Source organism: Pseudomonas sp. NFPP12, from assembly GCF_900103205.1.
Taxonomy (GTDB): domain Bacteria; phylum Pseudomonadota; class Gammaproteobacteria; order Pseudomonadales; family Pseudomonadaceae; genus Aquipseudomonas; species Aquipseudomonas protegens.
Genome location: NZ_FMWW01000005.1, coordinates 780,748 through 803,304, shown reverse-complemented (window position 1 = coordinate 803,304; position 22,557 = coordinate 780,748). Strand labels below are relative to the sequence as shown.

Sequence of the window (22,557 nt, the reverse complement as noted above, 5' to 3'; positions counted from 1 at the left end):
TCCGATCTCTCGTTAGCGGGAGGCGAATTCTACAGCGTTACACGCTGCTGTCAACACCTCTTTTCAACCGCTTTCGACCGAGAGGATCGAATCGTTAATAAGGCGAAAACTGACTGCCTTACCAACTGCTTCTGGCTTCGATGAACTGAAGCGTAACCGCTATCGAAAACTGCGTAACTCGTTGAATCTCAAGGAGTTTTCCGTTTCGACTGCGCCGGAAGTGGGGCGAATTATAGACCTGTAGAATCTGCCGTCAACACTTAATTTGCGTTTTCTATGAATAAGCTCAAAAGATCCCTCTAAGGGTGCTTCTACAAGGCTATATAGAGGCACAAGATGCGCCTCTATATATAGAAGGGCGGCGCTACACCACTCGCGAATGCCTCAAGGCGTCCACCGCCTCGACCCGCATCCCCAATACACGTTGCAGAACCTCTGCAGTATGTTCGCCCAATAGAGGAGGGGCGTTACGGTACTCAACGGGGGTTTGCGAAAGGCGAATCGGGCTAGCCACCTGAGGCACCATCCCAGCCAACGCGTGTGGCAGCTCCACAGCCAGGCCTCGAGCCACGACCTGAGGATCAGCAAACACCTGCGCCAGATCATTGATCGGCCCACAAGGCACCCCAGCCAGCTCCAGCTGACTCACCCACTCCGCCGTAGTCTTGAACACCGTGGCCTGGCGAATCAGCGGAATCAGCACCGCCCGATTGGCCACCCGCAGCTTGTTAGTGGCAAACCGAGGATCGTCCGCCCACTGCGGATGACCTGCTACCTCGGCAAACTTGCGAAACTGCCCATCATTACCCACGGTAAGGATGAAGTCGCCATCCGCCGTCGGAAAATCCTGATAGGGCACTATATTAGGGTGCGCATTACCCAAACGCTTGGGAGCGACCCCCGTGGTCAGATAGTTCATGGCCTGGTTGGCCAGACAAGCGACCTGCACATCCAGCAATGCCATATCGATGTGCTGACCACAGCCCCCCTGATCTCGATGAGCCAGGGCCGCCAGAATCGCCACAGTGGAGTAGAGCCCGGTGAGGATATCGGTCAAGGCCACCCCCACTTTTACCGGCCCAGCCCCCTCATCACCCTCAGGTCGCCCAGTCAGGCTCATCAGCCCACCCAAGCCCTGGATCATGAAGTCATAACCCGCGCGCTTGGCATAGGGCCCGGTCTGACCAAAACCAGTGATAGAGCAATAGATCAGCCGCGGATTGACGGCCTTGAGCGACTCATAGTCCAGACCATAAGCCGCCAGCCCACCCACCTTGAAGTTCTCGATGACGATATCCGACTTGGCAGCCAGCTCACGCACCAACTGCTGCCCCTCAGGGCGCGTGAAGTCGATGGTCACTGACTGCTTGTTACGGTTGGCCGACAGGTAATAGGCAGCCTCCGTGGTGTTCTCGCCATAGGCATCTTTAAGGAAGGGCGGCCCCCAGGCGCGTGTATCGTCACCATTACCCGGACGCTCGACCTTGATGACCTCGGCCCCCAGGTCCGCAAGGATCTGCCCGGACCAAGGCCCGGCCAGTACCCGAGATAAATCCAGTACCCGCAGATGCGATAACGCCCCCATGGTCGCTCTCCTATTAATAGAACGCCTGGATACCGGTTTGTGCACGCCCGAGAATCAGCGCATGCACGTCGTGAGTACCTTCGTAGGTGTTGACCACCTCCAGGTTCACCAAGTGACGAGCAATACCGAACTCATCGGAAATGCCGTTTCCACCCAGCATGTCACGCGCCATGCGGGCGATATCCAGGGACTTGCCGCAGGAGTTGCGCTTCATGATCGAGGTGATTTCCACCGCCGCAGTCCCTTCATCCTTCATCCGCCCCAGGCGCAGGCAGCCCTGGAGGGCGAGGGTGATTTCGGTCTGCATGTCCGCCAGCTTCTTCTGGATCAGTTGGGTTGCCGCCAGAGGACGACCGAACTGTTGGCGATCAAGGGTGTATTGGCGTGCGGTGTGCCAGCAGAACTCCGCAGCCCCCAAGGCGCCCCAGGAGATGCCGTAACGCGCCGAGTTCAAGCAGGTAAAAGGTCCTTTGAGCCCACGCACATCCGGGAAGATGTTCTCTTCCGGCACGAACACGTTGTCCATGACGATTTCGCCGGTGATCGAGGCCCGCAGGCCGACCTTGCCGTGAATCGCTGGTGTACTCAGGCCCTTCCAGCCTTTCTCCAGGACAAAACCACGAATGTCGCCGGCATCATCCTTGGCCCAAACCACGAATACATCAGCAATCGGGCTGTTGGTGATCCACATCTTGCTACCAGTCAGGCTGTAGCCACCGTCCACTTTGCGTGCACGAGTAATCATCGCACCCGGGTCAGATCCATGGTTCGGCTCGGTCAGACCAAAGCAGCCAATCCATTCGCCGGACGCCAGTTTCGGCAGGTACTTCTGCTTTTGCGCCTCGGTACCAAACTCGTTGATCGGCACCATCACCAAGGACGACTGCACGCTCATCATCGAGCGGTAGCCGGAGTCCACTCGCTCCACTTCACGAGCGATCAGGCCATAGCACACATAGTTAAGGCCGCTGCCGCCGTACTGCTCAGGAATGGTAGCGCCCAACAGGCCGACTTCACCCATTTCCCGGAAGATGGCCGGGTCGGTCTTCTCATGGCGGAAAGCTTCCAGAACCCGTGGTGCCAGCTTGTCTTGAGCGAACTGCTCGGCACTGTCGCGGACCATGCGTTCTTCTTCGGTGAGTTGCTGGTCCAGCAGAAGGGGATCGATCCAGTTGAAGCTTGCTTTACCGCCCATGAGTGAATCCTCGTGAAGTAGGTCAACTATCGTGGAACAGATCCTAGGCCTACGGGGCGCCCCCAGGCAAACGAGGATTTCGCATAGTGTTGTGCTAATTTCTCACTTCGTAATGGCCTAAACCGCCTTTTACAGCATCTATTAGTGAGATTGCCGTACATGCGCAGAAAGATCCCCAGTACCGCCGCCTTAATCAGCTTCGAAGCCGCGGCACGTCATGAGAGCTTTACCAAGGCAGCCCAAGAGCTTTCCCTAACCCAGGGTGCGGTCTGCCGACAGATCGCCAGCCTTGAAGAGTTCCTCGGGGTGGAACTTTTCCGGCGTTCACGACGGGGCGTCAAGCTCACTGAGGCCGGGCTGTCCTACAGCCGCCGGGTCGCTACACAACTGGACGCAGTGGAGCGCGACACACTTTCAGTGATGGGCCAGCAGGGGGCCAACGTCATCGAACTGGCAGTGGTTCCGACCTTCGGGACGCAGTGGTTATTGCCACGCCTGAAGGACTTCCAGCAGCAGCACCCCGAAGTCACGGTCAACCTGACCAACCGCACGCGCCCCTTCCTCTTTGCCGACACCCCCTTCGACGCCGCCATCTACTTTGGCGACGCCGATTGGTCGGGTACCCAGTCTCACCGGCTGATGGGCGAAAACCCGATGCCGGTGTGCAGCCCGGCAATGCTCGGCAAGCAGCAAGAGTTGAGCGCCGAGGCCATAGCCGAACTACCCCTGCTGCAGCAGACCACGCGGCCTTACGCCTGGCGGCAATGGTTCAATTCACAGCAGCTGAATATCCCCCGCGACATGACAGGCCCGCGCTACGAGCTATTCTCCATGCTCGCCCAGGCCGCCATGCACGACATGGGTATCGCCTTGATTCCGCCCTTCCTTATCCAGCGCGAGCTGGCCGAAAGACGCTTGGTCATTGCCAACCCCCAGGCACTCTCGAGCATCAAGGCGTATTACCTGATGATTCCCGAACGCAAAGTGGAATCGGCCTCTTTACGGGCTTTTCGCGACTGGCTGGTGAACCAGGCAAACAGCTACAACCTTGAAAAATAAAGGCTCACAACCAATAGTTGACCTCGTAGTCAAATAAATCAAAGCCCTACAGATATAACTATTTGTCGCATTTTCACAGACTGTACCGACACCTTGAACAATCGTTCTACAAGCGCCTAACCACGCGGCTTGTAGGGTTTATTCAAGGGCAATGTAAGACTATTCATGTCACGGATGAGAAAAATCTTATTTTCCATGGTAAAGCCTTGAAAGGCACGGCTTACAAGGCTTTAACCTGGTACGTTGCGACATTCGGTCACGGGGTGACTTGTAGTTAATTTTCCGTCACTAGTCAGAATCCCTTGAAGGCCTCAAAGTTCGCCTGCAAAATGCCGCGCCCCGCTGTGATTTCAGCGGGATCGTGCTGATCGGCCGCCCCAGCCGCACCCTCCGAAGTGCGCTGGCCTTCTAAGAAAGATCGAAAGCAATAAGATCAAGCAGGAGATTTGACGTGCACATTGGTGTTCCTCTCGAAACCCAGACGGGTGAAACACGGGTTGCTGCAACCCCGGAAACCATCAAGAAGCTGATCGGCCAGGGTCATAAAGTCACTGTGCAAAGCGGCGCCGGCATTAACGCCAGCGTGGTCGACAGTGCCTATGAAGCGGCAGGAGCCACCATTGGCAGCGCCAACGATGCCTTTGGCGCCGAGCTGATTCTCAAGGTCGTGGCGCCCAGCGACAGCGAACTGGCGCTGATCAAGAGCGGCACCGTGCTGGTGGGCATGCTCAATCCGTTCAGCAATGACACCATCGCCAAGCTGGCCGAGCGCGGGATCACCGCCTTCGCCCTGGAAGCCGCACCCCGCACCTCCCGGGCCCAGAGCCTGGACGTGCTGTCGTCCCAGGCCAACATCGCCGGCTACAAGGCCGTGCTGCTGGCTGCCCACTACTATCCGCGCTTCATGCCGATGCTGATGACCGCCGCCGGTACGGTGAAGGCTGCCCGGGTGCTGATTCTCGGCGCCGGTGTTGCCGGCCTGCAGGCCATCGCCACGGCCAAGCGCCTGGGTGCGGTGATCGAAGCTTCGGACGTGCGTCCGGCAGTGAAGGAGCAGATCGAATCCCTGGGCGCCAAATTCGTCGACGTGCCTTACGAGACTGACGAAGAGCGCGAGTGCGCCGTCGGTGTCGGCGGTTACGCGCGCCCCATGCCGGCCAGCTGGATGCAGCGCCAGGCTCAGGCCGTGCACGAACGCGCCAAACAGGCCGATATCGTCATCACCACCGCGCTGATTCCGGGCCGCAAGGCACCGACCCTGCTGAGCGCCGATACCGTGGCCCAGATGAAGCCCGGTTCGGTGGTCATCGACCTGGCAGCCGCTCAGGGCGGCAACTGCCCACTGACTGTGGCTGACCAGGTCGTAGTCGAGCACGGCGTGACCATCGTCGGCCCGACCAATCTGGCCGGGGCAGTGGCTGCCGACGCCTCGGCGCTGTATGCGCGCAACCTGCTGGACTTCCTGAAGCTTGTCTTCACCAAAGAAGGGCAGTTCGAAGTCAACCTCGAAGACGACATCGTCGCCGCGTGCCTGATGTGCCGCGACGGCCAAGTCATCCGCAAAAACGCCTAAGCAGGGATTCAGACGATGGAAGAGCTTATCTCCCCCGGTATCTACAACCTGATCATCTTCGTGCTGGCGATCTATGTCGGTTACCACGTGGTCTGGAACGTTACACCCGCACTGCACACCCCCCTGATGGCAGTGACCAACGCCATTTCCGCGATCGTCATCGTCGGCGCCATGCTGGCTGCCGCCCTGACCGTGACCCCGCTGGGCAAGACCATGGGCACCCTGGCCGTGGCCCTGGCCGCGGTCAACGTGTTCGGTGGCTTCCTGGTGACCCGTCGCATGCTGGAAATGTTCAAGAAGAAAGCGCCCAAAGCCGTGAAAGAAGAGGTGCAGAAATAATGAGCATGAACCTGGTAACAACCCTCTATCTGATCGCCTCGGTGTGCTTTATCCAGGCGCTCAAGGGCCTTTCGCACCCGACCACGTCCCGCCGCGGCAACCTGTTCGGCATGCTGGGCATGGCCCTGGCGGTACTGACCACCATCGGCCTCATCTATAAGCTGGGCGCGGAACTGGCGACCGCCGGCATCGGCTATGTCATCGTTGGCCTGCTGATCGGTGGTACCGCCGGTTCGATCATGGCCAAGCGCGTCGAGATGACCAAGATGCCGGAACTGGTGGCCTTCATGCACAGCATGATCGGCCTGGCCGCGGTGTTCATCGCCATTGCCGCCGTGGTCGAGCCTCAGTCCCTGGGCATCGTCAAGCACCTGGGCGACGCGATCCCCGCCGGTAACCGCCTGGAGCTGTTCCTTGGCGCAGCCATCGGTGCCATCACCTTCTCCGGTTCGGTGATCGCCTTCGGCAAGCTGTCGGGCAAGTACAAGTTCCGCCTGTTCCAAGGCGCACCGGTACAGTTCGCCGGGCAGCACAAGCTCAACCTGGTACTGGGCCTGGCCACCCTCGGCCTGGGCGTGACCTTCATGGCCAGCGGCAACCTCGGTGCTTTTGCCCTGATGCTGGCCCTGGCCTTCGTCATGGGCGTACTGATCATCATCCCGATCGGCGGCGCCGACATGCCGGTAGTGGTGTCGATGCTCAACAGCTACTCGGGCTGGGCGGCAGCGGGGATCGGCTTCTCCCTGAACAACTCGATGCTGATCATCGCCGGCTCCCTGGTGGGCTCCAGCGGCGCAATCCTCTCCTACATCATGTGCAAGGCGATGAACCGTTCGTTCTTCAACGTCCTGCTCGGCGGTTTCGGCAACACAGCCGATACCGGCGGCCCGGCAGGTTCGAAGGAAGCACGCCCAGTGAAATCCGGTTCAGCCGACGATGCGACCTTCCTGCTGACCAACGCCGATACCGTGATCATCGTCCCCGGCTACGGCCTGGCGGTGGCACGCGCCCAGCACGCGCTGAAAGAGCTGACCGAGAAGCTGACCCACCGCGGCGTGACCGTGAAATACGCGATCCACCCTGTAGCGGGGCGCATGCCCGGCCACATGAACGTCTTGCTGGCCGAAGCCGAAGTGCCTTACGACCAGGTGTTCGAGATGGAAGACATCAACTCCGAGTTCGGCCAGGCCGACGTGGTGCTGGTGCTGGGCGCCAACGACGTGGTCAACCCGGCGGCGAAGAACGATCCTAAGTCGCCGATTGCCGGCATGCCGATTCTCGAAGCCTTCAAGGCCAAGACCATCATCGTCAACAAGCGCTCCATGGCCAGCGGCTATGCCGGCCTGGACAACGAACTGTTCTACCTGGACAAGACCATGATGGTCTTCGGCGACGCCAAGAAGGTCATCGAAGACATGGTCAAAGCCGTCGAATAAAGCTGCTGTAGCGCAATACCCAAAACCTCAGCCTTTAGTAGGCTGGGGTTTTTTATTTACTCCATAAAGCCGACAGAAGGCTCTAGATCAGGGCCTTTCATTCGACCTTTGTCGCGCGGTGTTTTTTTTTGAAATCACTAGACTGCGCTTCTTGCTTCCGTTGCCCGAGATAACAATCCATGTACCGTGATCGTATCCGCTTGCCTTCGTTGTTGGATAAGGTGATGAGCGCCGCTGACGCTGCCGCTCTGATTGAGGACGGCATGACCGTCGGCATGAGCGGCTTCACCCGCGCCGGTGAAGCCAAGGCCGTGCCCCATGCCCTGGCCGAACGGGCCAAGGTAACGCCACTGAAAATCAGCCTGATGACCGGCGCCAGCCTGGGCAACGACCTGGACAAGCAACTCACCGAAGCTGGCGTGCTGGCCCGGCGCATGCCGTTCCAGGTGGACAGCACCCTGCGCAAGGCGATCAACGCCGGCGAAGTGATGTTCATCGACCAGCACCTGTCGGAAACCGTCGAACAACTGCGTAACCAGCAGCTAAAGCTGCCGGACATTGCAGTGATCGAAGCGGTCGCCATCACTGAACAGGGCCATATCGTGCCGACCACCTCGGTGGGCAACTCCGCCAGCTTCGCGATCTTCGCCAAGCAGGTGATCGTCGAGATAAACCTGGCGCACAACCCGAACCTGGAAGGCCTGCACGACATCTATATCCCGACCTATCGCCCGACCCGTACACCGATTCCCCTGGTGAAGGTCGACGATCGCATCGGCAGCACGGCGATTCCGATCCCTGCGGACAAGATCGTCGCCATCGTCATCACTAATCAGTCGGATTCGCCGTCCACGGTTTCCACCCCGGACAGCGAGACCCAGGGCATCGCCAACCACCTGATCGACTTTCTCAAGCAGGAAGTGGATGCCGGGCGCATGAGCAACAAGCTCGGCCCGCTGCAGGCCGGTATCGGCAACATCGCCAACGCGGTGATGTGCGGCCTGATCGAGTCGCCATTCGAGAACCTGACCATGTACTCCGAAGTACTGCAGGACTCGACCTTCGACCTGATCGACGCCGGTAAGCTCAGCTTCGCCTCAGGCAGCTCCATCACCCTGTCGAGCCGGCGCAACGCCGACGTGTTCGGCAACCTGGAACGCTACAAGGACAAGCTGGTGCTGCGTCCGCAGGAGATCTCCAACCACCCGGAAGTGGTGCGCCGCCTGGGTATCATCGGCATCAACACCGCGCTGGAGTTCGATATCTACGGCAACGTCAACTCCACCCACGTCTGCGGCACGCGGATGATGAACGGCATCGGCGGCTCCGGCGACTTCGCCCGCAACGCGCACCTGGCGATCTTCGTCACCAAGTCGATCGCCAAGGGCGGGGCGATTTCCAGCGTGGTGCCGATGGTCAGCCACGTGGACCACACCGAGCATGACGTCGACATCCTGGTGACCGAGATCGGCCTGGCGGACCTGCGCGGCCTGGCGCCGCGGGAGCGGGCCCGGGTGATCATCGACAACTGTGTGCATCCTTCCTACCGCGACGCACTGAATGACTACTTCACCAAGGCCTGCGCCTTGGGTGGTCACACGCCGCATATCCTGCGTGATGCCCTGAGCTGGCACATCAACCTGGAAGAAACCGGGAAAATGCTCGTCGAGTAATTGATACAGTTGGCAGCTGACGCAAACACAGTTTCGTCAGCTCGCCGGCCGCTCGCCAATGTCCGCCAAAAACTGTACTGCTGTACCGGTATTTTCCCCGCCTAAAACCACTTACCTCCCATCAAAAAGCACCAAAATGCACCATAAAGGTGCTGACAGGTACAGTTGCGCCTTTTCCGAACAGTACAGCCCCTATAAACAGTTAACTGGTCCTTCACAATACAGGTGAACTGTATCTACAGAGTCTTGCGCGGGAAGAGGATCATGGGCACCAGTTAAACCACTACCTGATCCCGCCACAAGCGGAAGGATGTCAACCATGGAACGTACACTCAGTTCCGAACTGTTCTTCGAAGACAAAGCTGAAAAAACCCAGGCTTCCCTGCCTCTGCGCGTTATCGCCAACCTGATGCTGTGGCAGCGCCGCATCTCCAGCCGCCATCAACTGGCTCGCCTGGATTCGCGTCTGCTGGCCGATGCCGGGATCAGCGAAGCACAACGCTACGAAGAGCTGAGCAAGCCGTTCTGGCGCTAACTCAGCGTCGCTGGCCCTGACCCACCGGGTCCACCGCCAGCACCCCGAATTGCACACGACAAGACCCGTCGCGGGAAACCGCGACGGGTCTTGTCGTTCTGGCCGCGGAAAACGCGCTACACAGCTGAAATACAGCCCGCTTCATCGTGACAGGTACAGTTTTATAAAACATAACAATTAACCAGTACAATTTAGTTCGAGTGTATCTGTATCACCGCATCGAACCGCCGCACCATGAGGTTGCAGCCAGCTCATCGCTCGGCTGCTCATGGAGGCAAGCATCATGCACTCGTCCCCTGGCTCCAACCTTCACTGCACGCCCTTCAAGCGCTGGCTCACGGCGCTCGCCAACACACGGGAGCGGGACCGCACCCGTCACTTGCTGGCACAAATGGATGAACGACAACTCTCGGACAGCGGCATCAGCCACAGCGATCGGGCAGCGGAACTGCACAAACCCTTTTGGCGCTGAGGCCTGCCGCAACGCTGTGCGAATGGGGCCGCTGAGCCTAATATCTGAGGCGACGTGGCGATTTTCATTCGAACTGCGTCAGAGCAATCAGACACAGCACCTCGCAGTGGCTGCCCGGCGTCTCACTCAGCGCCCTTAAATTGTCTGTTCATTCACAGGAGTTACCCATGTCCCGTCTCCGCCTGCTCAGCGCCGCCGCCCTGCTGGCCCTGGCTGCCAATGCCCACGCCACCAGCCTGATCGTGACCACCGACGCCATTGTCGGCGCGCTCAAGGCCACCACCGACGCCACCTCCGATGCCACTTCTTCCCTGCGTGACAACAAGATTGTCCGTGCCGCCCGGGATGATGCCGCCAGTTTCGTCGCCACCGACGGCGCCATTCGCGGGGTAAAACTGGAAAGCGCACTTGCCCACATTCGCCAGCAAGCGCCTCAGTTGCAGGCCTCTGATGCACAGCTGGCCCAGGCCATCCTGGCAATCTGAAGCGTCTCGGTTTCAGGTGCCCCGCGCACCTGAAACCCTCTGCGCTGGTCCTCCAAGGGGCATTGCGCTAGCCTTGGCGCTGGTTTTCAGCTGTCGAGACTCTTGGGTTTGTTCCGTATTCCGCTTTCCGCTCCCGTATTGATCGCCGCCTGTTGGGCCGGTTCGGTGCAGGCATTCGACCTCACCACCCAAAGCCTGGTTGTCACCGTCTATGCGACAGGCCAGGTGACCTCGGCGCCCTTCGACCATAAACTGCTGCTTGCTGCCCAGGATGACGCCGCTGCCTTCGTGGCAACCGACGGCCAACTGCGCGGCGCCCGCCTGGAGTCTGCGCTGGAATACCTGCGCCAGGACCCGGCAAAACTTCATGCCAGCGACCTTGAACTGGCGCAGGCAATTCTCGTCCAATAACCATCCCTGTTCTTCCGGAGTCGTTCCATGCGTAGCCCGCTGATTGCCGCCACCCTTGGCCTGCTGTTGTTGGCCGACGTGGCCCAGGCACACACCCTGGTGGCCACCAGTAACATCATCGTCCGCGCCTCCGGCCGCACGATCGATTTCACCTCGGACACCACCACTTCGATCCGTGACTCCAAAGTCGTGCGCGAAGCCCACGACGATGCCGCCAGCTTCGTCGCCAGCAACGGTGATATCCGCGGCGCGCAACTTGAAGCGGCGTTCAATGCCCTGCGCACGCAGCTGCCAGAAGCCCGCGACGCCAGCGACCAGGTGCTTGCCGAAGCCATCCTGGCCCTGTGAAACCACTCCTAGCCTGGCTGCTGGCCGGGACCCTGGGGCTGCTCTGCGGCACCGCCCAGGCCGACCTGCAACTGCGCCTCAAGACCGATGGCTTGAGCCCGGCGCAGCAACACGCCAGCCAGGCGCTGCTGGATGAAGCGATGCAGGCGTTGCCGCCGCGTTTCATCCAGCAACTGGATCGCACCATTGATGTCGGCTGGACCGACCGGATGCCCGACAACGCCTATGGCGAGGCATCCCTGGTGTCGGAACTGGACCTCAACCGAGCCTTGCTGCCCAGCCTGACCGACGGCTCCGCCGCCACCCAGAAGACCAGCCGCCCCCATGGCACCGTGCGCCGGGAAATGCTCGCCACGGTACTCCATGAACTGACCCACATTTATGATCGCGCGCGTTTGTGGCCCGGTGCCGAGCGTAGCCTGATCCAGCGCTGCACCCGCAAGAACAGCACCTCCGGGCTGATCGGCCTGCCGGATGAGTGTCGCGGCCAGAATGACCGGCGCTTCACCCTCAGCGATGATCCACGGCTGCTGGATTTGGCCGGTTGGCCGCAATACGTCGGCCGCCGTGGCGAACGCGAGCAGCACAACCGTCAGGTCGCCCGCAGCCCGGACATCTACGAGATCACCAACCCGAAGGAATTCGTCGCGGTGAACATGGAGTACTTCCTTCTCGATCCGAGCTACGCCTGCCGCCGCCCGGCGCTGTACCGCTATTACCAGGAACATTTCGGCTGGGCGCCGGCCGCCAAGGACAGCTGCGCCAAGTCCTTCGCCTTCCTCAACGCCGGCAACGACTTCGCCAAGACGCCCCTGGGGCAGGTGGACCCGGAGCGGGTCTACGCGGTGGATTACCTGCTGGCCGAAGCCAACCAGAACTGGGTCAGCCGCTGGGGCCACAGCATGCTGCGCCTGGTGATCTGCGCCCCGGGCCGCCCCCGCGGGCCGGATTGCCGGCTGGACCTGGACCAGCACCTGGTGCTGTCCTACCGCGCCTTCGTTGGTGACGTGCAGCTCTCCAGCTGGGACGGCCTGGTGGGCAAGTACCCTTCGCGGCTGTTTGTCCTGCCGCTGTCCCAGGTGATCGACGAGTACACCAAGACCGAGCTGCGCAGCCTGGCCTCGGTACCGTTGAAGCTGTCACGCAGCGAGATCGAGGAAGTGGTGGAGCACGCCGCCGAGATGCATTGGAGCTACGACGGCAACTACTACTTCCTGTCCAACAACTGCGCAGTGGAAAGCCTCAAGCTGCTGCGCAGCGGCAGCAACAACAAGCAACTGATCGGCCTCGACAGCATCATGCCCAACGGCTTGCTGGAGGTGCTCAAGGGCAGGGGGCTGGCGGACACCAGCGTGCTCGACGACCCGCGCGAAGCGCTGCGCCTGGGGTATCGCTTCGACTCCTTCCGCGACCGCTACCAGGCGATGTTCGAGGTGATCAAGAAGCGCCTGCCGATCAAGCAGGCCAGCGTCGAAGACTGGCTGTCGCTGAGCGCCGAGGAACGCCGGCACTGGTTCGACCAGGCCGACCTGCGCACCAGCGCCGCCTTGCTGCTGCTGGAGCAGGCCAGTTATCGCCGGCAACTGCTGCTGGCTCAGGACGAGGTCAAGCAGCGCTACCTGGGGGCTCGCGAGCTGAAAAATGGTGGTATGGAGCAGGCCAACAAGACCCTGCAGCAGATCCTCGCCAACAGCGGCTTCCTCAGCCGCCCGGCAGAATTGCTGGGCAGCGGTGGCTACGGCCTGCCTCAGCCCGCTGAATGGCAACGCCTGGAGTCCGAGAGCAGCCAGCGGCAAAAGCAACTGCAATCCTTGACCGGTGACCTGGACAAGGAAGTGCGAGCCCTGCTGGAACCGGCCCGAGCGGCGGAAATCGCCGCCAACGAGGCCAACCTGAAGCTGGTGGGCGAGCATCTGCGGACGCTGCACAAGGCGGCAGGCGGCCTGGAACTGCCGTAGCGCTGCCAAGCCCGCGAGGCTGCGAAAAGGACCGAAGGGCCTTGCTGGGCGGTCTGCGCGCTCGTGCGCAGCCTGCGGCAGCGGCTACAGGGTTTCCTGCGGTTCTTGCGGCAGGTGCTCGTCCAGATGCAACCAGGGCAGGCGGCTGTCGGTCCAGATATGCCGGTCTGCAGAAGCCAGTTCCGGGTGATCCAGGGTGGCGATGGTGACATCGATGCTGTCTGGGCTCAGGTGGGTGATCAGCGCCAAATGAGCACCACAGTTGCCGCAGAAATAGCGCGCACAACCTCCAGATGAGTCGTACCGGGCGGGAACGCCTTCCAGCCATTCGAAAGCCGAGGCGGGCAGGGTGATCCAGGTGGTCACCAGACCGCCACTGACCCGACGGCAGATCGAGCAATGGCAGTGGGCGATGTCCCGCAACGGGCCGCTGAACTGGTAACGCAGCCGCCCGCAGTGGCAGCCTCCGGTGTGCAACTCTCTCATGTGCATGTCTCCCTGGCGCCGATAGCCATCACTTTATGCCGCTGGTCGCCTGCTGCAACATCCGTTCGTTCCTTTCAGCGACGAAAGCTGGCTGAAAGCTTCCCCCATTAGGATCGCCTCCACTACCGGCAACAGACCGGTTGGCCACAGCGGGCGTTTCTCGCGCTCCCGGCCCTATTAACAACAACAATGGTGATTCTGATGTCCGCTCCTACCCGCCTGTTCGCTGCAACTCCTCCCGTACGCCTCGTGCTTGCCGTTCTGCGCTGATCCCACCCGGTTCGCCATTCCCTAGCCGCGCTACGCCTGGAGTAATCCCATGCTGACTTTCCTTGGCTTTGCCATGGTCATCACCTTCATGTTCCTGATCATGACCAAGCGCCTGTCGGCGCTGATCGCCCTGATCATCGTGCCCATCCTGTTCGCCCTGTTCGGCGGGTTCGCGCCGAAGATCGGCCCGATGATGCTCGAAGGCATCACCAAGCTCGCGCCCACCGGCGTGATGCTGATGTTCGCCATTCTGTATTTCGCCCTGATGATCGACTCCGGCCTGTTCGACCCCGCCGTGCGCAAGATCCTCAAGCTGGTCAAGGGCGACCCGTTGAAGGTCTCGGTGGGCACTGCGGTACTGGCCCTGGTGGTGTCCCTGGACGGTGACGGCGCCACCACCTACATGATCTGCGTGGCCGCCATGCTGCCGCTGTACAGCCGCATCGGCATGAGCCCGCGAATCATGGCCGGCCTGATCATCCTCGCCGGCGGGGTGATGAACATGACCCCCTGGGGCGGCCCGACCGCCCGCGCGGCCAGCGCCCTGCACGTGGACCCGTCGGACATCTTCGTGCCCATGATCCCGGCCATGCTGGCCGGCGTGGTGGCGATCCTGGCGATCGCCTACATGTACGGCAAGCGGGAAAGGGCGCGCCTGGGTGAATTGCACCTGGCGGGCGACGAGATCGACCACAGCGAGATCAGCGTGTCGCAGTACCCCGACGCTCGTCGTCCGAAGCTGATCTGGTTCAACGGCGCCCTGACCTTCGCCCTGATGTGCGCGCTGATCGCCGGGCTGCTGCCGTTGCCGGTGCTGTTCATGGTGGCCTTCAGTATCGCCATGATCGTCAACTATCCCTGCCTGCAGCAGCAGAAGGATCGGGTCGCGGCCCACGCCGGCAGCGTGCTGGCGGTGGTCGGGCTGATCTTCGCGGCGGGCATCTTCACCGGCATCCTGTCCGGCACCGGCATGGTGGATGCCATGTCCAAGAGCCTGCTGGCGGTGATCCCGGAAGCCCTGGGGCCGTACCTGGCGGTGATTACCGCGCTGGTGAGCATGCCGTTCACCTTCTTCATGTCCAACGATGCCTTCTACTACGGCGTGCTGCCGGTACTGGCCGAAGCCGCCAGCCACTACGGCATCACCGCGGTGGAAATGGCCCGTGCGTCGATCGTCGGCCAACCCGTGCACTTGCTCAGCCCGCTGGTACCCTCGACCTACCTGTTGGTGGCCCTGGCCGGTATCGAGTTCGGCGATCACCAGCGCTTCACCCTCAAGTGGGCAGTGCTGGTCTGCCTGTGCATAATGTTCGCCGCTTTGCTGATGGGGATTTTTCCGCTGTTCAGCACTCTATAAAAGCAATGCTTCTGCGCCCGGGCCGGCCTCACGGCCCGGGCTATAACACTCGCTCAAAGGAATACACATGGAATGGCTGACCAACCCGGAAATCTGGGTTGCCTTCTTTACCCTGACTGCCCTGGAGATCGTCCTGGGCATCGACAACATCATCATGATCTCGATCCTGGTCAGCCGCATGCCCAAGCACATGCAGGCGCGCACGCGGATCTTCGGTCTGGCGCTGGCGATGGTCACGCGCATTCTGTTGCTGCTGTCGATCACCTGGGTCATGCGCCTCACGGCCGACCTGTTCGTGGTCTTCGGCCAGGGCATTTCCGGGCGTGACCTGATCCTGTTCTTCGGTGGCCTGTTCCTGCTGTGGAAAAGCTCCCAGGAGATGTACCACGCCCTGGAAGGCGAGGACGAAACCATTGATGAGCCCAAGGGCAAGGGCGGCAACTTCCTCTACACCATCATCCAGATCGCCATTATCGACATCGTCTTCTCCCTGGATTCGGTGATCACCGCCGTGGGCATGGTTTCCCATGTGCCGGTCATGGTGGCGGCCATCATCGTCGCGGTGCTGGTGATGATGCTGGCGGCCGGGACCATCAGCGAATTCATCGACAAGCACCCGTCGCTGAAAATGCTCGCGCTGTCCTTCCTGCTGGTGGTGGGTACGGTCCTGATCGCCGAAGCCTTCGAAGTGCACGTGCCAAAAGGCTACGTCTACTTCGCCATGGCCTTCTCCCTGGCGGTGGAAGCCATCAACATCAAGATGCGCACCGCCATCGCGAAAAAGAAAAAACAGCAGGACCCGGTGAAACTGCGCAAGGACGTTCCTGGTCAATAATCCGGGAATGCGCTGAATGGAAAAGGGGCTCTCGAGCCCCTTTTCTGCGTCTGCAGGAAGCTGTTTTCATGACAGTTTTGTTTCAATCGCCGGTTTGGCTATGCGATGCTGGCGCCTCGTGCGTTAGCCAACTACAGCTTAAGTACATAACGTAGAACGTCGCGCAACAACGTCCACTCGCCCCGCTTGGGGCACTTCACCCCAGGGGGGGCCTCTATGCTGACCCTGCTCAATCTGCTTTCCGCCGTGGCCCTGCTGATCTGGGGTACGCATATCGTCCGTACCGGCATCCTGCGGGTCTACGGCTCCAACCTGCGCCACGTGATCGGCCAGAACATGGCCAGGCGGCCACTGGCGTTCATTGCCGGGATCCTGGTCACGGCCATGGTCCAGAGCAGCAACGCCACGGCGATGCTGGTGACGTCCTTTGTCGGCCAGGGCCTGATGGCGCTGACCCCGGCGCTGGCCACCATGCTCGGCGCCGACGTCGGTACCGCGCTGATGGCCCGAGTACTGACCTTCGACCTGTCCTGGCTGTCGCCGCTGCTGATCTTTCTCGGGGTGATCTTCTTTCTCTCGCGCAAGCAGACCCGCGCCGGCCAGCTGGGCCGGGTCGGCATCGGCCTGGGGCTGATCATCCTGGCCCTGCAACTGATCGTCGAAGCCGCGGCCCCCATCACCCATGCCCAGGGCGTGAAGGTCCTGTTCGCCTCGCTGACCGGCGATATTCTCCTGGATGCGCTGATGGGTGCGGTGTTCGCCATGGTGTCCTATTCCAGCCTGGCGGCGGTGCTGCTCACCGCGACCCTGGCCGGCGCCGGGGTCATCAGCCTGCCGGTGGCCATCGGCCTGGTGATCGGCGCCAACATCGGCAGCGGGGTGCTGGCCTTCCTCAGCACCAGCATGCAGAACGCCGCCGGGCGCCAGGTCGCGCTGGGCAGCCTGCTGTACAAGCTCATCGGCCTGCTGCTGATCATCCCGGTGCTCGACCCACTGGCCCACTGGATGGACAGCCTGGACCTCAGCCCCCAGGAAGTGGTGATCGGCTTCCACCTGCTGTACAACACCGCCCGCTGCCTGTTGCTGCTGCCCACTGTCGGCCCCATGGCCCGGCTCTGCGCCTGGCTGCTGCCGGAGCGCCCCCAGGAAAACGGCCGCGCTCGCCCGCGGCACCTGGACCCAACCGCCCTGGCCACGCCGAGCCTGGCCCTGGCCAACGCCGCCCGCGAAACCCTGCGCATCGGTGACCTGATCGACAGCATGCTGGAGGCGATGCGCGACGCGCTGCAGGGCAAGCAGACCGCCATCACCCAGGAGTTGCGCGCCCTCAGCGACGACGTCGAAGCGCTGTACAGCGCCATCAAGCTGTACCTGGCGCAGATGCCCCGGGAAGACCTCAGCGACCAGGACAGCCGGCGCTGGGCCGAAATCATCGAACTGGCGTTCAACCTCAAGCTGGCCAGCGATCTGATCGAACGCATGCTGCGCAAGGTCCAGCAGCAGAAGACCTCCCAGCGCCGCTCCTTCTCCGAGGTTGGCCTGGAAGAGTTGACCGGGCTGCACGCGCAACTGATCGCCAACCTGCGCCTGGGGCTCTCGGTGTTCCTGAGCGCCGACCCGGAAAGCGCGCGCCAGCTGCTGCGGGAAAAACGCCGTTTCCGCGCCCAGGAGCGGCGCCTGGCCCACGCCCACGTCAGCCGCCTGCAACGCAAGATCGTCCAGAGCATCGAGACCAGTTCCCTGCACTTGGAGCTGATCGCCGACATGAAGCGCCTCAACTCCCTGTTCTGCAGCAGTGCCTACGTGGTTCTGGAAACCTCGGACACCGGCGCGCTGGAGGTCGAAGAGATGGCTGACATCACTCATTCACCCTGAACGTCCACAGTCCCACGAAGTCTGTAGAACTTACGCACGCCGTAAGGAAGCTTGTTATGCGTTGTCTGTTATTCGCCTGCCTGTTGCTGGGCAGTGCACAAGGATGGGCCCTGGATCGTTTCCAGGTCGAAGGCTACACCCTGCCCAATGGCCTGCAACTGCTGCTCAAGCCCGGCAGCGAACGCGGCCACGTGGCGATCCGCCTGGTGGTGGGAGTGGGCCTGGACGACTTCGCCTGTGCCGACAAGGAGTTGCCGCACCTACTGGAACACCTGCTGTTCAGCGGCGTGGATGACAGCGGGGAAGGCGGCCTGGAAGAACGCATGCAGGCCCTGGGCGGCGAATGGAATGCCTACACCAGCAATGCCGACACCACCTTCGTCATCGAGGCCCCGGCGCGCAACCAGCGCAAGGTCCTGGACCTCTTGCTGTCGCTGCTGACCCATACCCGCCTGGACGACAACGCCGTGGCCGCGGCCAAGCAAGTGGTGGAACGCGAAGGCGGGGGTCACTATTCGCACCTGCAACGCTGGCTCGACCGCCAGGACCTGGGACACAAGGCAGGCAACCAGCTGGCGGTGGAACTGGGGCTCAAATGCGCCGAGCGCGCCGAGGTCGGGAACCTGACCCTGGCCCAGCTGGAGCAGGTACGCAAGGACTGGTACGCCCCCAACAACATGACCCTGATCGTGGTGGGCGAGCTCGATCGCCTGCTACCGGCCTACCTGGAGCGCACCTACGGTGCCCTGGAGCCGGTGGAGCCCAGCGAACACCCCGACCTGCCGCAGATCCAGGGCACCGCCGCCCCTGAGCGCACCCTGGTCCATGGCTGGGTAGGGCAGAGCGCGCAACTGCACTGGCTGTTTCCCGAGCCCGTGCTGGACCAGCAGCACGACGAGACCTTCGACCTGCTCAAGGACTACCTGGACTGGGCGCTGTATCGCCAACTGCGTCTTGAGCACGAATTGTCCTACGGCCCCTGGAGTGATCGGGAAGTCTTCGGTGGCGTGGGTTTTCTCAGCTTCAATGCCGACCTTGAGCGCGACGACCTGCCCCAAGCCCGGCAAGTGGTAGAGCAGCTCAAGGCACGGCTGCTCAAGGACGGCCTCGACCCGGCCACCTTCGCCCGCCTGAAACAGGCTGCCATCGATCGCCAGGCCTGGGCCGTGCAGGGCAACAGCGCCCTGGCGGACTATTACTGGAGCGCCCTCGGGGACTTCGACAACGGCCGCTTCAGCGACCCGGCCAAGCGCCTGAAAGCAGTGAGCCTGGAACAGGCCAACCTGGCCCTGCGCCAGCTGCTGCAGCAGCCGGGCTACCTGCGCATCGAACAACCGCTGCTCAGCGACGAACAACTGCTCTGGCTGATCGGCGGCCTGCTGGCCCTGGTCCTGCTCGGCAGCTTCGGCGTCTACCTGCTGCGCCGCCGGGCCCGCTGACCCATGGCCAGGGAGCTTGCTCCCGCCGGGCCGCGCAGCAGCCCCAGGGGCAGGGCAATGCGATCACCTTGGCCGGATTACCTCGCCAGCGCGTGCGCACCTGAGCAAGCTCCCTCGCCACGGGCCGCCGCCGACGTTATCCTGTCGCGGTTTTTCCTGCCCTGACTGTGATCCCCCCGATGCCGAACCTGACCCTCCTTATCCAGCGCATTCTCGAACTGATGAAGCGCTATCCGGGGATCATTGCGCTCGGCGGTTTCATCTCCGGGGTCGGCAGCTTCATCCTGGTGGACCGGCAACAGAGCCTGGCCTCGTGGATCGCCGTGATCCTGCTGGTGAGCTGGGTCTGGCTGATGCTGGAGAACAGCCTGACCCAGCTGTTCACCAAGGTCTTCAAGCGCGAGATCCCGCAGCCGCTGCTGCGCTATGCGACGCAGATGATCCACCAGGAAAGCCTGTTCTTCGTCCTGCCGTTCTTCTTCATCACCACCAGCTGGAACAGTGGCCAACTGGTGTTCACCGGCCTGCTCGGCGCCGCGGCGCTGATTTCCATCACTGACCCGCTGTACTACAAATGGCTGGCCCCGCGCCGCTGGCTGTTCCTGGCGCTGCACACCCTGACCCTGTTCGCCGCCTTGCTCACGGCCCTGCCGCTGATCCTGCACCTGACCACCGCCCAGAGCTTCAAGCTGGCCCTGGGCATCGCCATGCTCCTGTCCTTTCCGAGCCTGGCCTCGATCCTGCCGATCCGCAGCCTGCGCAGCGCCCTGACCGTGCTGGCCATTACCCTGGCCATCGGCAGCACCGGCTGGCTGCTGCGCTCCTGGGTACCGCCGGCCACCCTGTGGCTGACGGAGGATGCCATCAGCACCCAGCTCCAGGATCGCACCCCGGGCGACAGCCTGGAGCAGATCAGCACCGCCCAGGTACGCAGCACCGGCCTGTACGCCTACACCGCGATCAACGCCCCCCGGGGCCTGGACGAGCGCATTTACCACGTCTGGCAATTCAACGGCAGCGAGGTGGATCGCGTCGCCCTGGACATCCATGGCGGGCGCAAGGAAGGCTACCGTGCCTGGTCCCACAAGCAGAATTTCCCCGCCAACCCGGCGGGCGACTGGCAAGTGCGGGTGATCACCGAGGACGGCCAGGTGATCGGCGTGCTGCGCTTCGAGATCACCGCTCCAGATCAAGACGCGGCCAAGACCGGCGAGGCAAAGTAACCGGGATCGTGCTATTACGTAGCACTGCGAAATGGCCACACAAGCTCGGAGCTTATGACTAGCAGCGTGACGCCCGGCACCGCTCAACTGGACCTTGCCCACTCCCCGGCGCAATTGCGTATCGGCGGCGACTGGACGCTGGCGCACTACAGCGACCTCAAGCGCCTCAGCCAATCCCTGGACGGCCGCTACGACAGCAGCACCCATATCGACCTCAACGGCCTGGGCGCCCTGGACACCGCCGGCGCGTCGCTGCTGGTGGAGCTGCTGGGGGCCGAACGCCTGGGGCAGTCCGCCGAACACCCCGACTGCACCTTGTCCGCCGCCGACCGCGCGCTGCTGCACACGGTCTACACCTCGTTGAACGACTTCTGCGTACCGGTCAAGGAACCGGAGATCTCGGTCAGCGTGCAATTGCTTTCGCGCATTGGTAGCGCGGTCTACACCGTCTGGCAGGACACCCTGAAGGTCCTGGGCTTCATCGGCCTGATCCTGGAAACCCTGGCCCGCGGCCTGCTGCGCCCCAAGCGCTGGCGCATCACCCCGGTGGTGGCACACATCGAACAGACCGGCCTCGACGCGGCGCCCATCGTCGCCCTGCTGACCTTTCTGGTGGGCGCGGTGGTGGCCTTTCTCGGCGCCACCGTGCTGGCCAACTTCGGCGCCAGCATCTTTACCGTGGACCTGGTGGCATTTTCCTTCCTGCGGGAATTCGGCGTACTGCTCACCGCGATTCTCATGGCCGGGCGCACCGCCAGCGCCTTCACCGCGCAGATCGGCTCGATGAAGGCCAATGAAGAGATCGACGCCATCCGCACCCTGGGCCTGGACCCGGTAGAGCTGCTGGTGCTGCCTCGGGTCCTGGCCCTGCTGGTGTCGCTGCCGATGCTGACGTTCCTGGCGATGCTTTCGGGGATAGTCGGTGGCGCGGTGGTCTGCGCCCTGTCCCTGGATATCTCCCCGGCGATGTTCCTCTCGCTGCTGCATTCGGATATCGGCGTGAAGCACTTCCTGCTGGGCCTGGTGAAAGCACCGATCTTCGCCTTCCTGATCGCCGCCATCGGCTGCCTGGAAGGCTTCAAGGTCAGCGGCAGCGCCGAGTCGGTGGGCGCCCACACCACCTCCAGCGTGGTCCAGTCGATCTTCGTGGTGATCGTCATCGATGCCGTGGCCGCGCTGTTCTTCATGGAGATGGGCTGGTGAGCCGGCCGCCACGCGCGCCGGCGAAGGCGGTGATCGAGGTCCGTGGCCTGTGCAACCGCTTCGGCAAGCAGAGCGTGCACGAGAACCTCGACCTGGATGTGTACCAGGGCGAGATCCTCGGCGTGGTCGGCGGCTCGGGCAGCGGCAAGTCGGTACTGCTGCGCAGCATCGTCGGCCTGCGCCAGCCCAGCGAAGGCTCGGTGCGGGTATTCGGCCAGGACCTGCCAAGCCTGCCGGAACAGCAACGTTCGCTGATCGAACGACGCTTCGGCGTACTGTTCCAGAAGGGCGCGCTGTTCACCTCGCTGACCGTGACCGAGAACGTCGCCCTGCCATTGATCGAGCATGCCGGCCTGTCCCGTGCCGATGCCGAACACCTGGCGGCGGTCAAGCTGGCCCTGGCCGGCCTGCCGCTATCGGCGGCCGACAAGTACCCGGCCTCGCTCTCTGGCGGGATGATCAAGCGCGCTGCCCTGGCTCGGGCGCTAGCCCTGGACCCGGACATCCTGTTTCTCGACGAACCCACCGCCGGCCTCGACCCGGTGGGCGCCGCCGCCTTTGACCAGTTGATCCTGACCCTGCGCGATGCCTTGGGGCTTAGTGTGTTCCTGGTCACCCACGACCTGGACACCCTCTACACCATCACCGACCGTGTGGCGGTGCTGGCGCAGAAAAAGGTACTGGTGGCGGATGCCATCGATATCGTCGCCGAGACCGACGACGAATGGATTCACCAATACTTCCATGGCCCTCGCGGCCGCGCGGCCTACCAGGCCGCTACACAGACCAACGAGGGATGA

21 protein-coding genes are annotated in these 22,557 nt (G+C 62.3%); 18 read left to right on the top strand and 3 right to left on the bottom strand.

What is annotated here, in order from left to right; genetic code table 11:
• Positions 1-364: 364 nt before the first annotated feature.
• Together BLS75_RS24900 and BLS75_RS24895 are read right to left on the bottom strand one after the other, a co-directional pair.
• Positions 365-1,585 carry a CaiB/BaiF CoA transferase family protein gene (locus BLS75_RS24900; RefSeq protein WP_072451964.1) on the bottom strand — a complete coding sequence of 407 codons (1,221 nt, stop codon included), beginning with the start codon at positions 1,583-1,585 and terminating at the stop codon, positions 365-367.
• A 13-nt stretch (positions 1,586-1,598) separates the two neighbouring features.
• Complete coding sequence (locus BLS75_RS24895) at positions 1,599-2,780, bottom strand: acyl-CoA dehydrogenase (protein WP_072451963.1); 1,182 nt, start codon at positions 2,778-2,780, stop codon at positions 1,599-1,601.
• A gap of 159 nt (positions 2,781-2,939) precedes the next feature.
• Here BLS75_RS24895 and BLS75_RS24890 point away from each other — a divergent pair, with 159 nt between their 5' ends.
• The 11 genes from BLS75_RS24890 to BLS75_RS24840 all read left to right on the top strand — a co-directional run bounded on the left by BLS75_RS24890 (position 2,940) and on the right by BLS75_RS24840 (position 13,069).
• Positions 2,940-3,839: a LysR family transcriptional regulator gene (locus tag BLS75_RS24890; protein ID WP_072451962.1), complete on the top strand. Its 900-nt coding sequence runs from the start codon at positions 2,940-2,942 to the stop codon at positions 3,837-3,839.
• Positions 3,840-4,290: 451 nt separating this feature from the next.
• Positions 4,291-5,412 carry a Re/Si-specific NAD(P)(+) transhydrogenase subunit alpha gene (locus tag BLS75_RS24885; RefSeq protein ID WP_019095630.1) on the top strand — a complete coding sequence of 374 codons (1,122 nt, stop codon included), beginning with the start codon at positions 4,291-4,293 and terminating at the stop codon, positions 5,410-5,412.
• A gap of 15 nt (positions 5,413-5,427) precedes the next feature.
• Positions 5,428-5,751, top strand: coding sequence for an NAD(P) transhydrogenase subunit alpha part 2 (locus BLS75_RS24880; protein WP_005783507.1), 324 nt, complete (start codon positions 5,428-5,430; stop codon positions 5,749-5,751).
• Positions 5,751-7,187, top strand: a complete 1,437-nt coding sequence (locus BLS75_RS24875; RefSeq protein ID WP_072451961.1) for an NAD(P)(+) transhydrogenase (Re/Si-specific) subunit beta — start codon at positions 5,751-5,753, stop codon at positions 7,185-7,187. The genes BLS75_RS24880 and BLS75_RS24875 overlap by 1 nt, the downstream gene beginning before the upstream one ends.
• A gap of 179 nt (positions 7,188-7,366) precedes the next feature.
• Positions 7,367-8,860 (top strand): acetyl-CoA hydrolase/transferase family protein, encoded by a 1,494-nt coding sequence (locus BLS75_RS24870; RefSeq protein WP_011058499.1) that lies wholly within the window; start codon positions 7,367-7,369, stop codon positions 8,858-8,860.
• 319 nt (positions 8,861-9,179) lie between these two features.
• Positions 9,180-9,395, top strand: coding sequence for a DUF1127 domain-containing protein (locus BLS75_RS24865; protein WP_011058498.1), 216 nt, complete (start codon positions 9,180-9,182; stop codon positions 9,393-9,395).
• A 268-nt stretch (positions 9,396-9,663) separates the two neighbouring features.
• Positions 9,664-9,867, top strand: a complete 204-nt coding sequence (locus BLS75_RS24860; protein ID WP_072451960.1) for a DUF1127 domain-containing protein — start codon at positions 9,664-9,666, stop codon at positions 9,865-9,867.
• Positions 9,868-10,034: 167 nt separating this feature from the next.
• Entirely contained in the window at positions 10,035-10,352 is a 318-nt protein-coding gene (locus BLS75_RS24855) for a DUF2388 domain-containing protein (protein WP_072451959.1), read from the top strand.
• A 102-nt stretch (positions 10,353-10,454) separates the two neighbouring features.
• Positions 10,455-10,763 (top strand): DUF2388 domain-containing protein, encoded by a 309-nt coding sequence (locus tag BLS75_RS24850; protein WP_072451958.1) that lies wholly within the window; start codon positions 10,455-10,457, stop codon positions 10,761-10,763.
• A 27-nt stretch (positions 10,764-10,790) separates the two neighbouring features.
• A complete protein-coding gene (locus tag BLS75_RS24845; protein ID WP_011058495.1) occupies positions 10,791-11,111 on the top strand; it encodes a DUF2388 domain-containing protein in 321 nt (106 codons plus the stop codon).
• A complete protein-coding gene (locus BLS75_RS24840; RefSeq protein ID WP_041115018.1) occupies positions 11,108-13,069 on the top strand; it encodes a DUF7844 domain-containing protein in 1,962 nt (653 codons plus the stop codon). Before BLS75_RS24845 ends, BLS75_RS24840 begins: the two co-directional genes overlap by 4 nt.
• 84 nt (positions 13,070-13,153) lie before the next feature.
• Here the strand turns inward: BLS75_RS24840 and BLS75_RS24835 are convergent, their stop codons facing one another.
• The gene (locus BLS75_RS24835; protein WP_072451957.1) at positions 13,154-13,555 is read right to left on the bottom strand and encodes a GFA family protein; all 402 of its coding nucleotides are present in this window, start codon (positions 13,553-13,555) and stop codon (positions 13,154-13,156) included.
• A gap of 319 nt (positions 13,556-13,874) precedes the next feature.
• Here BLS75_RS24835 and BLS75_RS24830 point away from each other — a divergent pair, with 319 nt between their 5' ends.
• The 7 genes from BLS75_RS24830 to BLS75_RS24800 all read left to right on the top strand — a co-directional run bounded on the left by BLS75_RS24830 (position 13,875) and on the right by BLS75_RS24800 (position 22,557).
• Positions 13,875-15,182, top strand: a complete 1,308-nt coding sequence (locus BLS75_RS24830; RefSeq protein ID WP_015633664.1) for a CitMHS family transporter — start codon at positions 13,875-13,877, stop codon at positions 15,180-15,182.
• A 67-nt stretch (positions 15,183-15,249) separates the two neighbouring features.
• Positions 15,250-16,017: a TerC family protein gene (locus tag BLS75_RS24825; protein ID WP_011058491.1), complete on the top strand. Its 768-nt coding sequence runs from the start codon at positions 15,250-15,252 to the stop codon at positions 16,015-16,017.
• Between the two features lie 216 nt (positions 16,018-16,233).
• The gene (locus BLS75_RS24820; protein WP_072451956.1) at positions 16,234-17,892 is read left to right on the top strand and encodes a Na/Pi cotransporter family protein; all 1,659 of its coding nucleotides are present in this window, start codon (positions 16,234-16,236) and stop codon (positions 17,890-17,892) included.
• Between the two features lie 56 nt (positions 17,893-17,948).
• A complete protein-coding gene (locus BLS75_RS24815) occupies positions 17,949-19,331 on the top strand; it encodes a M16 family metallopeptidase (protein WP_072451955.1) in 1,383 nt (460 codons plus the stop codon).
• A gap of 179 nt (positions 19,332-19,510) precedes the next feature.
• A complete protein-coding gene (locus tag BLS75_RS24810) occupies positions 19,511-20,554 on the top strand; it encodes a DUF5924 family protein (RefSeq protein ID WP_041115011.1) in 1,044 nt (347 codons plus the stop codon).
• Positions 20,555-20,608: 54 nt separating this feature from the next.
• The gene (locus BLS75_RS24805; RefSeq protein ID WP_011058487.1) at positions 20,609-21,757 is read left to right on the top strand and encodes an ABC transporter permease; all 1,149 of its coding nucleotides are present in this window, start codon (positions 20,609-20,611) and stop codon (positions 21,755-21,757) included.
• Complete coding sequence (locus tag BLS75_RS24800; protein WP_011058486.1) at positions 21,754-22,557, top strand: ABC transporter ATP-binding protein; 804 nt, start codon at positions 21,754-21,756, stop codon at positions 22,555-22,557. Before BLS75_RS24805 ends, BLS75_RS24800 begins: the two co-directional genes overlap by 4 nt.

Bases quoted from the DNA above. Each gene is read 5' to 3' on its own strand.
- BLS75_RS24900 (WP_072451964.1), bottom strand. From the start codon at position 1,585: ATGGGGGCGTTATCGCATCTGCGGGTACTGGATTTATCTCGGGTACTG.
- BLS75_RS24895 (WP_072451963.1), bottom strand. From the start codon at position 2,780: ATGGGCGGTAAAGCAAGCTTCAACTGGATCGATCCCCTTCTGCTGGAC.
- BLS75_RS24890 (WP_072451962.1), top strand. From the start codon at position 2,940: ATGCGCAGAAAGATCCCCAGTACCGCCGCCTTAATCAGCTTCGAAGCC.
- BLS75_RS24880 (WP_005783507.1), top strand. From the start codon at position 5,428: ATGGAAGAGCTTATCTCCCCCGGTATCTACAACCTGATCATCTTCGTG.
- BLS75_RS24875 (WP_072451961.1), top strand. From the start codon at position 5,751: ATGAGCATGAACCTGGTAACAACCCTCTATCTGATCGCCTCGGTGTGC.
- BLS75_RS24870 (WP_011058499.1), top strand. From the start codon at position 7,367: ATGTACCGTGATCGTATCCGCTTGCCTTCGTTGTTGGATAAGGTGATG.
- BLS75_RS24865 (WP_011058498.1), top strand. From the start codon at position 9,180: ATGGAACGTACACTCAGTTCCGAACTGTTCTTCGAAGACAAAGCTGAA.
- BLS75_RS24860 (WP_072451960.1), top strand. From the start codon at position 9,664: ATGGAGGCAAGCATCATGCACTCGTCCCCTGGCTCCAACCTTCACTGC.
- BLS75_RS24855 (WP_072451959.1), top strand. From the start codon at position 10,035: ATGTCCCGTCTCCGCCTGCTCAGCGCCGCCGCCCTGCTGGCCCTGGCT.
- BLS75_RS24845 (WP_011058495.1), top strand. From the start codon at position 10,791: ATGCGTAGCCCGCTGATTGCCGCCACCCTTGGCCTGCTGTTGTTGGCC.
- BLS75_RS24835 (WP_072451957.1), bottom strand. From the start codon at position 13,555: ATGAGAGAGTTGCACACCGGAGGCTGCCACTGCGGGCGGCTGCGTTAC.
- BLS75_RS24830 (WP_015633664.1), top strand. From the start codon at position 13,875: ATGCTGACTTTCCTTGGCTTTGCCATGGTCATCACCTTCATGTTCCTG.
- BLS75_RS24825 (WP_011058491.1), top strand. From the start codon at position 15,250: ATGGAATGGCTGACCAACCCGGAAATCTGGGTTGCCTTCTTTACCCTG.
- BLS75_RS24820 (WP_072451956.1), top strand. From the start codon at position 16,234: ATGCTGACCCTGCTCAATCTGCTTTCCGCCGTGGCCCTGCTGATCTGG.
- BLS75_RS24815 (WP_072451955.1), top strand. From the start codon at position 17,949: ATGCGTTGTCTGTTATTCGCCTGCCTGTTGCTGGGCAGTGCACAAGGA.
- BLS75_RS24810 (WP_041115011.1), top strand. From the start codon at position 19,511: ATGCCGAACCTGACCCTCCTTATCCAGCGCATTCTCGAACTGATGAAG.
- BLS75_RS24805 (WP_011058487.1), top strand. From the start codon at position 20,609: ATGACTAGCAGCGTGACGCCCGGCACCGCTCAACTGGACCTTGCCCAC.